Source organism: Chitinophaga hostae, from assembly GCF_018224885.1.
Classification (GTDB): Bacteria; Bacteroidota; Bacteroidia; order Chitinophagales; family Chitinophagaceae; genus Chitinophaga; species Chitinophaga hostae.
The window spans coordinates 1-14,425 of the sequence record NZ_JAGTXB010000021.1 but is presented as its reverse complement, the minus strand read 5'-3'; the positions used below and the strand labels follow the sequence as shown (position 1 = coordinate 14,425).

The window sequence follows — 14,425 nt, the reverse complement described above, 5'->3', positions numbered from 1 at the left end:
TAGGAAAACACTTAATAAGTAACTTGCAGCTGATCGGGGCGTAGTATCCTTGGGTTAAATAAATATCTTTCATATGGTAACATTTATTGTAAGACCTGGTGGTCCCTTTACTTCTCAGGCAGAAGCATTTGCAAAGCGGCTGAAAGAAGAATTGTCGGATGTGATATGTGAAAAACATTCCAAAGCGAGCCAGCAGGTTACAATGGGAGTGGATCACCTGGAAGATGAACTCACTTTGTTCTGTGAGGTAAATCAATCGTGTTGCAAACAGTTCACTCAACTGTTGCAGATGGCCGTGATGAAAGAATGGTTAGCTTATAAGGAGGAGATCAGGGAAGTATAGCCACAGCTGTCGGCATCTTCAAAAACCATTTTCCTCCAGCCAGTTCCTGCATTGGTCGAACCATTTATCTTTGCTGGTTGGATTGTTTAAATCAAATCCATGACCACCTGCCTGGAAAATATGCATGCCCGCTTTTACTTTTGCGTTTGCCAGTGCATTGAAAAATAACAGGCTGTTTTTTACAGGTACTACGGTGTCATCTGCCGCATGTATGAGAAACGTAGGAGGGGTATTGGCAGTAACATGTTTTTCATTGCTAAAGAAATCCAGTGTGGCTGCAGAAGGTGACCGGCCAATCAACCTTTCTCTCGTTCCACTTGGAATGAGTGAGTCAAAAACAATAACGGGGTATAGCAGTATCATGAAGTCAGGGCGCAGATTGATCTTTTCTTTGTTATCGATTACCGGCGCCTGGTAATGAGTGCCGGCTGTAGATGCGATATGTCCGCCTGCTGAGATACCCATGAATCCAACTTTGGCAGGATTAATGCCCCATGCTGCGGCTCTTTTGCGGACGATTGCCAGCGCTTTTTGTGCGTCCTGCAATGGCCCTATAGTTTTATCTGCCATGATATCGTCGCTGGGCAAGCGATATTTTAGTTCAAAAGCAGCTACACCGATCTTATTGAACGCTTTGGCTATATCGGCGATTTCAGTGCCTGAAGCTACCACTTTATAACCGCCGCCGGGAAAGATGATGACTGCTGTTCCGGTAGCCATTCCCTTTGGCGGTAAATATGCGGTGATGGTGGGATGGGTTACCTTGCTGATGACGCCATCGCTATCTGTGTTTTCTATATAATTAGCGGGTGCTTTTTTTGAATTGGGGACCTCTCCTTCGTATAGCGGTATAGGTTGTTGCTGGCCGTAGCAGAAATGAACACAGCAGGCCAAAATAGCCGCTAATAATACTCCTTTCATATGTGTGAATTAATGATGGCAGGCCAAAATTATGTCTTCAGGAGGAAGGAATATGTGCAGAAATGCTCAAATTTATTGGACGCTTTTTCTGAAGTTAAGCGGCTGCATACCATAGGCCGATTTGAAAGCGCGGCAAAATGCGCTTACGTTTTCAAATCCGCATCGCCAGGTTATTTCGTGGATGGGCTTGTTCGTTTGCTTCAGTATTGACGCAGCATGCTCCAGTTTGACCTGCATGAGATATTGATGAGGCGTGGCATGAAAAACTGATTTGAATTGTCTGACCAGTTGGGGAACAGATAGGCAGGAAAGACGGCTCAACATATCTAAATCCGGGCTCTCCATGTAAGAAGACTGCAGAATGTCTTTAACAATACAGAGTCGTTTGTATATTTCTTTCCTCGTACTTGCTTTAACGGCGTTTACATGGTCGGTTAGCCGGGTGGTTGATTGTTGTGTGTGGATTAAATAGCGTAACAGGAAAACCAGTTGTCCGTCCATCATCACAGGATCGTATCCGCGGATATCCAGCATGTGGATAAGGGTTGTTATCTGCTGTTGTAATGCGGGTGTTATAGTATAAAGCGTCTGGAAAAATTCGGGTGCTTTTTCGCCGCCGTTAAAAGGATTATCCAGCAGGGCTGTACTGTTAAAAAGCGTATCTCTGAACACATCGGCAGCGAATTCTTTTTTAAAAAAGAAGGAGAGGTTTCTTACTTTTTCTCCGTGGTCAATACTGCACGAATAGCGCTGATCATCGTTTAAAATAAGAAACTTCCCCGGTCTGATCGCCAGCCGGTGGTTATCGATACCATACCATTCTTCACCACTCAATACCGTTTTGAATGAAAGGCAACCAACGTGGTTGTTGCAATGACTAAAACTGCTGGTCGCATTAAAAATAATATTATGCTTTTTGAAATGACTGAAATGTAATGCTTCATCAAATCCGGGTTTAGCATGGTCTGGAAGAGTGGTGAAATACATATCATGTATATTGGAAAGGGAAGGTAGTAAATGATTGGGATAAAATATCATGGAAAGTTGGCCGTTTTAACAATGACTTATCTTTATGATAGCATATAAATTTAGCTGGCCATGGGATTAGACAGCGTAGCGTTATTGGTAGCGGTTGAAAACTATTTCCGCATTCAGATTCCTGATGCGGAAGCGGAGGGTATTTTGACGGTTCAAAACATGGCAGATGTGGTGGCAGGACATTTGGATGTCCCGGATGATAGCAGCGAGCTTCGGGACCTGATTTTTCAGCAGATAGCAGATAGTATTCATCAGTTGTATTTGGCAGATGATGAGATAAAATTAGCTGACAGGATCTCCACCCATATTTCACCGGATGATCAGGGGAAATGGGCGTCTTTTAAAGATAGTTTGCAGCTTGAGGTGCCGGTACCACATACTCAGCGGAGTCGCAGTAATAAATTTGCCGGGATGCTGAAAAATATCTTCGACCGTGCACCGGATTATGATTGGGAAGCTATTACAGTGGAACAGTTTATTGCGGTGGTATGTGCCGCGAATTTTCAGGAGCTGATAGACGAAACTGGTATCAAAACAAAATATGAGATTTTAATTGTTGTTATGGGCATTACAGCTGATAAATTAGGTGTTGATTACTATGAAATAACACCGGAGAAGTCTTTTACAGGTGATTTTGGCATAGACTAACCGGCAAAGCCATGAATCCGGTTTTGCTTTTCAATGTGCTGATTTACGCCGGATTTGGCCTCATAATATGTATATTCACTTACTCAATGTGAATGCCTTATGCACATAAACGATATAATTGACAACATATACCCGCTCCCGGAAAAATCGAAAGCCTTACTAAAAGAAAACATCTACGAAGTAAATTATCCTAAAGCACATGTTTTATTTAAGGTAAACAGGATAGAGTCAAAAATGTACTTCATAGAGAAAGGTATGGTGCGGGCATATGCCAATCCTGGCGATGAAGAGATAACATTCTGGTTCGGTAAGGAAGGCGACGCCGTCGTTTCCATGAAGAATTATGTTCAAAACAAAAAAGGATATGAAACCATAGAACTGCTGGAATCATGTGTTATGCGTGAACTAAACACGGAGCACCTCCGGAAGTTGTTCGATGACGATATCCATATCGCAAATTGGGGACGGAAATTTGCAGAACAAGAGCTGATAAAAGTAGAAGAACGGCTTATTTTCAGGCAATGCAGAACAGCCATGGAGCGGTATAAGGAATTGATGGCAACCGATCCTGAATTACTGCAACGGGTACAACTTGGTCATATTGCGTCCTACCTCGGTATGACGCAGGTTAGCTTGAGCCGGATCAGGTCCGGATTGAAATAGACAAACTAATTTTTATCATTTGTAAAATTTTTGCTGCCGGTAAGATGCGAACTTGCTATCCTAAAATTGATGATCATGAACTGGATTATTTTAATTATAGCTGGCCTTTTTGAAGTAGCATTTACCTCCAGCCTCGGAAAAGCGAAAGAGTCTGCCGGCACCGCTATGTATTTGTGGTACGGTGCTTTCCTGTTTTCACTGGTAGCCAGTATGCTTTTACTGATGAAAGCCACGCAAAGCCTTCCCCTGGGAACTGCCTATGCCGTGTGGACAGGTATCGGCGCAGTAGGTACTGCCCTGATGGGAATCTTTATTTTTAATGAACCTGCCCATTTTTGGAGGATGTTTTTTATAATAACATTGATAGCTTCTATCATTGGATTGAAAGCAGCGTCACACTAATGTTCGTTAATTACAGGTATATTATTGTCTTTGTTTTTTGGGACAGAAAATTATAATGTACCTGTATTAGATCTTCACCAAACTAGTAATGATTAAATGAGAATATGAAGGCTGATATTTCCCCCGATTTTCTGCTTATCCAGTAAAAAATCTTTTGTTCTTATCGCTGTTTTTTGCATAGTTTCGTTTTACTGAAATCGTGATTTCGTTAACCATGTACATCCCTTATATGGCCTATTAATGTAGCAGCATTTAATAATCCTGCAAAACTTTTATTTACTCATTTAAACCCAATCCCTCAAGCATGAAAAAACTGTTTGTATTGATCCTCGGAGGATCCCTGGCATTCGTTAACCAATCCTGCCAGAAAAGCAACATGAAAGATTCATTATCTGCAGAAACACCCACTACGTTGGAGTCGGGCATCAGCGCCAAAGCAGCAGGTTCCTGTTATAGCGCTACCTATGTAGATACCTGGCATTACGCCACGCCACAGTTATACATTTTCCATGACAATCAGTATGCGCGTTATGATGTGCTCACCAATACCTACAAAAGCCTTAACGGTATTGCCAATGGCTATCCTGGTGTGCCTTTCAGTAACTTCGATGCTGCTTATGTTGATACGTGGCATTACGCCACGCCGCAATTGTACATTTTTAACGGTAATCAATATGCCCGATATGATATCCTGGCTAATACCTACCAAAGCCTTAACAGTATTGCGAATGGTTACCCTGGTGTTCCGTTCAGCTCCATTGACGCCGCCTATGTAGATACCTGGCATTATGCAACGCCACAACTGTATCTGTTCAGCGGCACGCAGTATGCACGTTACGACATCCTGACAAATACTTTCATGGGTGTAAACAGCATCGCCAATGGTTATCCAGGTGTGCCTTTCAGTACCTTCAATGCAACTTATGTTGATACCTGGCATTATCCTACACCGCAGTTGTACATCTTTAACGGTACTCAGTATGCTCGTTACGATATCCTGACCAACACCTTTATGGGTGTAAACAGCAATGCTAACGGGTATCCCGGCGTACCTTTCTGCCAGTAATCTGCGTTAACAGCATAATGACGGAAAGCCTCTCCCAATGGGGAGAGGCTTTCCATGAATAAATAATAGCAGGTAATTGTACGGAATTCGTTAATTAAGAACGGGGGAGAGGCTGGTACAAGTGCCTGGAATTTTTTACTTGGCATCCAGCACTTTCATTCGATCTTTTAATGCTTCAATCTCCTTTTGCTGTTGAATTAAATGTAAAGTCAGTTCCTCAATTTTTTGCAATCCTGTGGCGGGTTAATATCCACAGATCCGATGGCGTTTTTTACCTGCTTACGGCCTTTACCGTTCTTTCGGTTGGCCTCGCCTTCATCTTCAATATGCGCTTCCAACTCGCCATCCGGGGCTCCCTTAAGGAACTCTTTCAGTAACGGCGTTAACACGCCGTTTTTTCCCAAAAGCGTATCTCCGTTTTTCAAATGGCTCGCCGCTTGCTTCCTGAAGGCTTCGAGATCAAAATTTTGCTTTTCCATATTATGTTGACAGTTTAAAGTTAAAAAACTTTTTACCAACACACTTTATGTAATACCGCCACTCCAATGGACGATGCGGTTTTTGAAGTAATCATTAAACAGAAGCCTGTTCCCTTTAAAATCAGTAATTCCTGCGTGAACTCTTTCTCCTCCATATTGAGCAACACGTCGTAGCTCTTTCCACTGCACTTAATACGCGTTTTGTAAACAGATACTCTTTTCCAGTTTAACCCAAGTTCAATAGCATATCCCGTATTGAAAAATCCCTTTCCGTCCTTAAAGGAGCTAAATAACTGGTTGCAAAAAATTAATTTAACATCCGCTAAGATTTTCCAATTCCATGCGACTAATTATATAAATATCAGCAATTGAAAGAGCAGTTCATTTTATTAATAAATAATAACCAAGGCCTTATTCTAAAAGTTTGCAACATGTATTGCAATAGCCGGGAGGATAAAGAGGACCTTTTTCAGGACATCGTATTACAGCTTTGGAGAGCTTATGGCTCGTTTAACGGCGACTCAAAAGTTTCAACATGGATCTTCCGGATAGCCCTTAATAATGCTATAACACGGCGTAGAAAAGAAACTAAACGGGAAAAATTTGTTGATCTTGATAATAATGCGTTTGAGATAGCTGCTATAGACAATAAAGAAGAGAACGAGCGGGTACTCAAAATGTATGAGGCGATAAAAAAGCTACCAGAGGTGGACCGAGCCATTATCATGTTGTATATGGACGATTATTCCTATAAGGAGATTGCCGGGGTGATGGGACTTTCGGAATCAAATGTTGGGTTCAAGCTAAATAAAATACGTACCAAATTGACGATAAATGTAAACAACTTATAATATGGAACTAGACGAATTTAAAACGCACTGGAACACTATCCACGATAAAGAATTTCAACAACAAAAAATTTCACCGGAAAAATTAAAGCAAATTATTATGAACGCAACAGAGACATTAGGCGAAATGCATTCAAAAAGTATTTATTGGAGAAAGATCGGCAAGTTTACTATCCAATTTTTTATTAGTGTACTGGCCGCAGTTGTCCTTATTGAACTAATTAAGGGTATTTACCTGCACAGCCTGACCGGTTTTATGGCGACTATAGTATACCTGATTATAATGGTCCTTTACTGTATTGTTACTATATGGGTTTATAAAAAGCAGGAAAAGATATTTACTATGTACAATGGTGACAGTATAAAGGTGACCCTTAAACAGACTATTACGGGTTTCAAAAGATTCTATTTGATGTTTAACGTTATTTATCTGTTTTTGTATCCTGCGTTCTATTATGCCGTTATTAAACTATTCATAACATACTGGTATCCGTCCATACAAACCATTTTTATAACTTGTGCGCTTGCAACGGCTATATCACTTATATGTGGTCATTGGTATTACAAAGTTAAATTCTTTAAAAAGCTAAAATCGCTGGAGGAAAATTTGGAAAATTTGGAATGTTAGCAATTTTGATGTGTCGACACAGAACTGTAGTCAGAAATAAAAAAAGGACATTCCAGTCATAAAACCGAAATGTCCTTTAAGGTGACCCCTTCGTTACGTTTTTCGAACTTTTTGATGGAAGATTTAAAGAGGGTTGCAGGTATTGCAATTGGATAGCTGACCCCAGGAGGGAAGTAGCCTACCACTATCGGGAGGTTTTATGATGAAGAAATAATATTTTTCGACATTAATTCACTTATATAGCCTGTATTTCAGCATTGCTTAGTTTTTATGTCGAAAAAAATTATTATTTTCATCATTAAATATAGTTGATGTCGAAATAATCAATAAGATCGGAAGTTAATGATGAATTTAAAGTGAAAAAACAACATAATGGCTTACAATAGAAATATACCCTATAATGACTTGCCAAATCTCCCCCCGGCTGATTTTATAGAGTCTCAGGATATACTAAGACATCTTGCTAAAGCATCCCGGTATTTGGGTGAATTAAATGGCCTTTGCGCCTCTTTGCCAGACCCCAAATTGTTAATCAATACAATTGCGCTCCAGGAAAGTAGAGACAGTTCTGCTATTGAAAATATTGTAACCACTCAGGACGAACTGTATAAAGCTGCAACGGAAGAAGGGATAGCCACCCATGCAGCAAAAGAGGTATTGAGCTACCGGGAAGCGCTGTATGATGGTTTGCAAAAAATGCGGGCACAAAAAAATCTATTACTCACGAACCTGATGGTTGAAATCGTTCAGGTCATCAAACAAAATAGATCCGGTATTAGAAGTACACCGGGTACAGCTTTGAAAAATGCCATTAATGGCGAAACAATCTATACCCCGCCATGTTGTGAGGACGTATTAAGGGAAAAGCTGGCGGCCTTGGAACGGTTTATCAACGATCCTGATGCTTCACCGCTAGACCCGTTGATAAAGATGGCTTTGATACACTATCAATTCGAATCTATTCACCCGTTTTCAGATGGTAACGGTCGGACGGGCCGTATTATAAATGGTTTATACCTTGTGCAGCAGCAATTGTTATCACAACCTGTTTTATACCTCAGTTCATATATAGTAAAATACAAGGCCGAATATTATCAATTGCTTCGGGGAGTAACGGAAAAAGGGAATTGGCATGATTGGATTATGTACATGCTCACCGCCATAATAGAAACTGCGCAGCTAACGACAAAGAAAATAAGAAACATACTTTCACTGAAAGGAGAAATGGAGAAAAGAATGAAACAGGTTTTAGGCTCCTCTTTTAGTCGTGATCTGTTAGAGTTGATGTTTACATTACCTTATTTGAAAATCGACTTGCTAGAAACGAAAAAGATAGCTCACCGACAAACAGCTTCCGGTTGGCTGAAAAAATTGTCAGATGCCGGTATTGTGAGACCACAAAAGATAGGGAGAACAACCTATTTTATTAATTACAAATTGATGGAGTTGTTGTCAACGGATTAGCACAAAACTAAGAGGAAGGCTTTTCAACATATTATTAATTTGTTCCAAATTTGAATAGAAATGGATTATTTATTATGGCTGAATTATCGTTCTAATGTTCTTTTGAATTTCAATCCAGATGATGAAACATGTTGTGTAGAAGAGATAGACGCTGATATAAGGAAGATGGCGGAGAAGGAAAGGAGGATAAAGTTGGATATTTTGCTCTTCATTATTACAATGTGGCGTTTGCAATCAATAATAGCATAAATATCTTTGATGCTTTCGATAGATCGATGAACACAATTGAAATAGGAGAGGCGATAATTGATTGTGATACTGGAGAAATTAATGATAAAATTATAGACCAAATAGGGGAGTCCTTTCAACAAAACATTTTAGTCATTCATGATTTTGGCATTTTCCCAAAATTTAGAAATAATGGGATGGGGGAAAGAATAGTAAAAGGACTTATAGAGCATTTTAGAGGTAAATGTGGATTCATTGTTTTAAAAAGTTTTCCTAAACAATTTGAAGGCGATCATGTATTAGGGGATTGCAAAGAACTAAAAGAAAAAATGGAGTTGCATTTACTGGAGAATCAAAAGCAGAAAGCCCAGAAGAAATTGAACGCTTTCTACAAGAAATGTGGTTTTATTGAGTTGAAAAAGAATCGCAATTTTTTCATAAAAAATATGGATACGCTCTAATTAGTTGTCATTGCTTTTATGTACTCAAACTTGTTTTGTTGCTAGTAATCAACATTTAAAAGTCGAGAATGAAAATGGAAGATAAACACGAGAACAAAAAAGCCTTCAAATCCAAAGACTTGAAGGCTTTTATTTTAAGGTGACCCCTTCGGTACGTTTTTCGAACTTTTTTATGGAAGATTTAAAGAGGCTCGCAAGCATGGTTGTTTAATAAACAGCCCTGCCTGCGGGCCTTTTCTGTATATGATCATTTGTGAACCTGAAAATTGTGCAGTATGGTAAAGTTATCATGTAAAGAAGCCAAGCGGCTGGATCTGGTTGATTACCTGGCCACCCTTGGTCATCATCCCCAAAAGATTAATAATTACGATTATTGGTATTTATCCCCACTAAGGACAGAACGAACGCCTTCTTTTAAGATCAACCGCCGGCAGAATAACTGGTTTGACCATGGAATTGGCCAAGGAGGGAATCTTATAGACTTTGGAATCCTATACTTTAATTGTTCCGTTTCTGATCTTTTGCATCGTTTGACCTTACGTGGTGTCCCGGATTTTTCTTTTCACCAGCCTACTACTTTTGCTAATGAAAAGAAAGAAGATAAAATTGTACTGCTAACCACCCGCCAGTTGACCAGCCCCGCCTTATTGGACTATATTCAAAAACGGCGAATACACCTGGAGGTTGCCCGCCATTTTTGTGAGGAGGTGGATTTTCTCTTATACGGTAAGAAGCATACTGTAATCGGATTCCGTAATGATGCCGGCGGCTATGAGCTGCGAAGCGAACATTTTAAGGGCAGCAGCTCTCCCAAAGATGTAACCTTTATTAATAACCGCATGGAACAGGTTTCCGTATTTGAAGGCTTTTTTAGTTTCCTGTCTTTTGTTGCAGCCTCTGATCGTGCGGTATTACCGTCAAATTGTCTTGTTCTTAACTCACTTTCTTTTTTTGAAAGGAGCCGCACACTTATGGAACGGCACGGGGAAATTCAACTGTTTCTGGATCGAGATGCCGCCGGTACCACCAATACCCAATTAGCCCTGAATTGGAATAGTAGCCTCTATGTAGATCGCAGTATTTTTTATCAGGGACATAAGGATTTCAACGATTGGCTTGTCAGCCATCACCACACCCCAAAAGAAAGCTACCGGAAAAGTAAAAGGCTTTGAATCGCTTAGGCAGCCAGCTATGTTTTGGTAAAACCAAAACTACTGGCTCACCTCATGCTACCGCATTCAGTGAGTAGCTTTTTTCATGCTATCGCATTCAAAAATCTAAAGTGAAGTTGACTATGACGCAGGAGAATAAACAAACCAAAAAGAAAGTTGGCAGACCCTCAAAAGGGATCAAAAAAGATCAATTCCTGGCTATTAAATGTAATCAGTGGGAACGATCCATTATTGAAGCTAAAGCCAGTGCTTCTAATCTAACTATATCAGAATACCTACGGAAAATGGGTGTTGCTGGAAAAATTGACAGACGGGAAAAGGTGTTTCCTAAAGAGGTATTAGAGTTAACCGGTACACTAAACCATCTTGCTGCTAACCTCAATCAAATTGCCAGAATAAGGAACGGAATAGAGCAATTATCCCTAAAAGAACTATCGGAATTGAAAGTACAATCCGGTGATCTAAAGGCATTGGCGGAACAAATAAAAGCATATTTCCTATGATAGGTTATGTAGGTACGGGAAGTTCTTTCCTGGGCTGTATTCAATATTGCCTGAATGATAAAAAGGATTTTTCCGAAAAACAAAAGGCCGATCTTTCACAGAAAGACGGCCTAAAGCATCAGGGCCGGGCCAAAATTTTATCCTATAACCGGTGCTTTGGCAACCCTAAAGAGTTGGCCCAACAATTCAGAGATGTGGCGAAATTAAGTAGGCGGGTAGAGAAGCCGGTATTCCATTTTTCGCTCAGGCTGGCACCAGGTGAATCCCTTAGCCGGAATCAATTGGAGGAAATTGGTCATGAATGTGCGAAGGAATTCGGGGTAGCCGATAACCAATATATCTGTGTATTGCATAAGGATACCACAGAACAGCATATACATTTAGTGGCTAATCGGGTTGGCCTTGATGGAAAAGCAGCCAGCGATAGTAATAGTTATAAGCGGATGGCAGCTCTTTGCCGGAGATTAGAAAAGCAGTATCATCTGCAAGAAGTGTTAAGTCCAAAGCCTTTTTTATCTCCAAATGAGCGGCTATTACCCCGGAATGATTCAAGGAAAGACCAACTACAGAGGGATATACGACAAACTTTGATTGAGGTTAACAGCTTTGATCAGTTTGGTGCAAGGATGAAAGAATTGGGTTATACTGTTCTTAAAGGCCGAGGGATTGCCTTTATTGACAGTAAGAAAGTGAAGATTAAAGGTAGCGAAGTAGGGTTCCCGTTATATCGGATAGAGAAAATACTCAACTTGAAGCAAACGTTAAATACAAGTATAACGAGATACAATAAATGTGAGCGGGCTAGAAATAGTATAATTCAGAAAGATCCTAACGCTTCACAGAGACTGTTTGAGATGGAAGTGGAATCCAGTAAAAACTTTTCCTCCACATTAGCAATAGAAGAAATTGTTAATGTGTTAAACGAGCTCCTTAAAACCGAGCATTATACTAGTTTTCTGCCATATGAACTAACCTTGGAAGGATATAATAGAAGGAGAAAAAGAGAGGCTAGGAAAAAAGGGGTACACTTCTAATTTCTCTTATTGAAAAAATATAAAACTTGTTTGTTGTAAGAAGCGTTTTTTCTAACTTTTTGCTTAACTTGAAAACCATTGTCTGTTGTGTGAGTAATTAGTATAAATGTAGAGGATGTACATCAATATATCTTATTAGATACAGAGAAGCATTATTCCCTCAACAAATGATAGTTAATATTTAAATTCCTAATAAGGATAAGGTAATGAAGTGTCAGACAGAAACTATAGATAAGATACTCTTCCTTCCTTTAAATTTATGAAATAAATAATTGAGCAACCCCATATGAATAAACAAATAGTCACCTATAGTCTATTAGCACATATTTACAATACTGGTGTAATTTCTAACAATTTCGAGGATATTTTTGTGCCTATCGTAAAAAGGGGGTTGGCCAGGATGTGTGCTAGTGGAAAATTTAGGGGAGAGGACTTAAGCGAAATTAAAGAATTTGTCAGTGGTGATACTGGACTCGATATGCCCGACCCTATATTAAGGAAAATATTGGAGAAAATTGAAAAGGAAGTTAATACCTCTGAAAAAACAAAAGCGAAGTTTCACCTTGATGGCTCTTTTCTTATAAGAGAATATGTTTTTGATGACTACAACGAAGAACAAGCCAAAAAAGAGAGCGAGATTCTTTCCTTAGAGGAAATCTATCAGGATTTCCTTAAAGAAGAGGGTATAGATAAACCTAGTTCATCAATTTATACCTTTATCGAGGAAGGTAAATATTCATTAGGTAAATATATTAATAAAAAATACCAAGTTGAAGCAACTGATAATACAGTAGAGGCTAGGTTTGTAAATTTTTTAAGATCAGTCCCAGGCTTATATAGAGTGCTTCAATCTGTTTATATAGGCTCAATACTTTCTACATATTTAGAGTATGAACCTAAAACCCTTACTAAGGGAGTGGAATTAGTGTTAGATACAAATTTTATCATAAGTTTATTAGATTTAAATACCTCAGGATCAACAATTAATTGCAAGAAATTATTGGAACTTGGTAGTCGGCTGGGGTATAAATACACTGTATTAGAAATAACATTAAGAGAAATAGATCAGTTGTTAAAAGTTAAAGTAGATATGTTTGACTCTACTTTTTTTAGTAGGTTGGTAGATCCTGAAGATATCTATAATGCTTGCCATCGTAGAAATTTGACCAAAATTGATCTTGAGAGAATTAGACAGGAAGTACCAAATTTATTGGAAAAGGAGAACATAATACTTATCCCTAATGTTGACAAGTATGAGAATACAGCAAAATTTTCTGATGATTACGAAAAATTAAAGGAAGTTAGACATACATCATTTGCAGCGCTACATGATGCAACATGTTTAGCCTACGTAAAAGATAAGCGAAAGAAAAATATTCACGAGTTTTCTAAAGTTAATTGTTGGTTTGTAAATAATTCGAGTAGAAGAAGGTCTCTTAACTTTTCAAATGGTCATCTTCCGCTTATGATAAAAGCGGAAGACCTACTCAATATGCTGTGGCTTTCATCGCCGATTATAAAAGGCGCCTTAGGGGTTAGTGAGATGGCTAATATTGGATTATTTAGACTCGTTTCTTCCACACTTAACGATGCTTTACCACATGGTGCAGTCATTAAGGAATTGGAAGACAATATTCGTAAGTACGCAAAAGAAAAAATTAAGGATGAGGATATAGTGTATATCTCAAGGAGTATCGCAATAAGGTCATTCACCGAGTTAGAGGAGTTGAATAGTATCGCAGAAGAAGATGAAAAAGAGTTTGTTGATAAGTTGCAGGGGATCGTTGAGCTACAAAAGCAGAAGGAAGCAAATCAGCAACAGCTTATTGATACTTTAGTTGCTTCTTTTAAATTTAGAACTGAAGACTTAGAACGTGAACGGAAAACAATAGATGCGGATAGGGCTAAGTTAAATGAAACAATCGAAGCAAATTCTGAATTATCGGGGGCTGTTACAAGATTGAAGAGGGAGAAAATTATAATTCAAAATAAGCATATCCAGGAGAAACGAGATAAATATCTAAGAAGACGAGTACTTTGGTGGCGTATTCGGCAGTGGATTTACTTTGCCCTAGCAATATGTATTCCTATTTTAATTTATTTTATTATCTGGTTAACAAACCCCAATGATCCGAAGATTATGGATGTAATTTTGAATTATGTTAAATCAAATTGGCCGCTTACTATCGTAACCACAGCCCTGTATTTATTGCTTCCAGGATTTATTATTGCCGGGTTGGCTCAGAAACATTTTAATGAATCCGGTATTGCAAAGTATGAAGAACGGACTAGGTACCCTAAAGAATTGGAATTATTGAAAGTTGAGGATGACTAGTTTTAATCTTTAAATAGGATATTGTCTCCTTATATGAAAATAATAAAGTAGTTAAAGGTTAAGCTATTTCTTTAAGGTAGTAGTCTTTGAGGATTTCCGTAAATTTTGATGTTTTTAGCTCTTTAGCCCGGTCAAGAATAGCCTGTCTATCAAGATAATCTATCTTATATTTCTTAGTGTTTTGTTTCGCTT

Annotated in this window: 15 protein-coding genes and 1 pseudogene; 13 read left to right on the top strand and 3 right to left on the bottom strand. The window is 38.9% G+C overall.

The genetic code is table 11. The annotated features are described in order from the left end of the window. Positions 1-73: 73 nt before the first annotated feature. Positions 74-343 (top strand): hypothetical protein, encoded by a 270-nt coding sequence (locus tag KE626_RS28270; protein WP_211976411.1) that lies wholly within the window; start codon positions 74-76, stop codon positions 341-343. A gap of 18 nt (positions 344-361) precedes the next feature. Here the strand turns inward: KE626_RS28270 and KE626_RS28265 are convergent, their stop codons facing one another. Both KE626_RS28265 and KE626_RS28260 read right to left on the bottom strand, forming a co-directional pair. Next, positions 362-1,264 carry an alpha/beta hydrolase gene (locus KE626_RS28265; RefSeq protein ID WP_211976410.1) on the bottom strand — a complete coding sequence of 301 codons (903 nt, stop codon included), beginning with the start codon at positions 1,262-1,264 and terminating at the stop codon, positions 362-364. Positions 1,265-1,336: 72 nt separating this feature from the next. Next, complete coding sequence (locus KE626_RS28260; RefSeq protein ID WP_211976409.1) at positions 1,337-2,302, bottom strand: helix-turn-helix transcriptional regulator; 966 nt, start codon at positions 2,300-2,302, stop codon at positions 1,337-1,339. Between the two features lie 60 nt (positions 2,303-2,362). Between KE626_RS28260 and KE626_RS28255 the strand changes: the two genes are divergently transcribed. From KE626_RS28255 to KE626_RS28240, 4 genes are all read left to right on the top strand, one after another. After that, the gene (locus KE626_RS28255; protein ID WP_211976408.1) at positions 2,363-2,950 is read left to right on the top strand and encodes an acyl carrier protein; all 588 of its coding nucleotides are present in this window, start codon (positions 2,363-2,365) and stop codon (positions 2,948-2,950) included. Positions 2,951-3,049: 99 nt separating this feature from the next. Then, positions 3,050-3,613: a Crp/Fnr family transcriptional regulator gene (locus tag KE626_RS28250; RefSeq protein WP_211976407.1), complete on the top strand. Its 564-nt coding sequence runs from the start codon at positions 3,050-3,052 to the stop codon at positions 3,611-3,613. 75 nt (positions 3,614-3,688) lie between these two features. Then, positions 3,689-4,015 (top strand): DMT family transporter, encoded by a 327-nt coding sequence (locus KE626_RS28245; RefSeq protein ID WP_211976406.1) that lies wholly within the window; start codon positions 3,689-3,691, stop codon positions 4,013-4,015. Between the two features lie 304 nt (positions 4,016-4,319). Continuing rightward, on the top strand, positions 4,320-5,081 hold the full coding sequence (locus KE626_RS28240) for a hypothetical protein (protein WP_211976404.1): 762 nt from the start codon (positions 4,320-4,322) through the stop codon (positions 5,079-5,081). A 230-nt stretch (positions 5,082-5,311) separates the two neighbouring features. Here the strand turns inward: KE626_RS28240 and KE626_RS28235 are convergent. Then, a pseudogene (locus KE626_RS28235) lies at positions 5,312-5,560 on the bottom strand (IS256 family transposase); the annotation flags it as partial. Positions 5,561-5,928: 368 nt separating this feature from the next. Here KE626_RS28235 and KE626_RS28230 point away from each other — a divergent pair. The 8 genes from KE626_RS28230 to KE626_RS28195 all read left to right on the top strand — a co-directional run bounded on the left by KE626_RS28230 (position 5,929) and on the right by KE626_RS28195 (position 14,233). Next, positions 5,929-6,411: an RNA polymerase sigma factor gene (locus KE626_RS28230; protein ID WP_211976401.1), complete on the top strand. Its 483-nt coding sequence runs from the start codon at positions 5,929-5,931 to the stop codon at positions 6,409-6,411. Position 6,412: 1 nt separating this feature from the next. Then, entirely contained in the window at positions 6,413-7,036 is a 624-nt protein-coding gene (locus tag KE626_RS28225) for a hypothetical protein (protein ID WP_211976399.1), read from the top strand. A 372-nt stretch (positions 7,037-7,408) separates the two neighbouring features. Continuing rightward, positions 7,409-8,500 (top strand): Fic family protein, encoded by a 1,092-nt coding sequence (locus KE626_RS28220; RefSeq protein WP_211976397.1) that lies wholly within the window; start codon positions 7,409-7,411, stop codon positions 8,498-8,500. A gap of 275 nt (positions 8,501-8,775) precedes the next feature. After that, on the top strand, positions 8,776-9,189 hold the full coding sequence (locus KE626_RS28215) for a hypothetical protein (protein ID WP_211976395.1): 414 nt from the start codon (positions 8,776-8,778) through the stop codon (positions 9,187-9,189). Positions 9,190-9,464: 275 nt separating this feature from the next. Then, on the top strand, positions 9,465-10,361 hold the full coding sequence (locus tag KE626_RS28210) for a toprim domain-containing protein (RefSeq protein ID WP_211976393.1): 897 nt from the start codon (positions 9,465-9,467) through the stop codon (positions 10,359-10,361). A gap of 122 nt (positions 10,362-10,483) precedes the next feature. After that, positions 10,484-10,864, top strand: a complete 381-nt coding sequence (locus KE626_RS28205; protein WP_211976391.1) for a plasmid mobilization protein — start codon at positions 10,484-10,486, stop codon at positions 10,862-10,864. Beyond that, positions 10,861-11,898, top strand: coding sequence for a relaxase/mobilization nuclease domain-containing protein (locus KE626_RS28200; protein WP_211976389.1), 1,038 nt, complete (start codon positions 10,861-10,863; stop codon positions 11,896-11,898). The genes KE626_RS28205 and KE626_RS28200 overlap by 4 nt, the downstream gene beginning before the upstream one ends. A gap of 286 nt (positions 11,899-12,184) precedes the next feature. Beyond that, entirely contained in the window at positions 12,185-14,233 is a 2,049-nt protein-coding gene (locus tag KE626_RS28195; RefSeq protein ID WP_211976387.1) for a hypothetical protein, read from the top strand. Positions 14,234-14,425 lie beyond the last annotated feature (192 nt).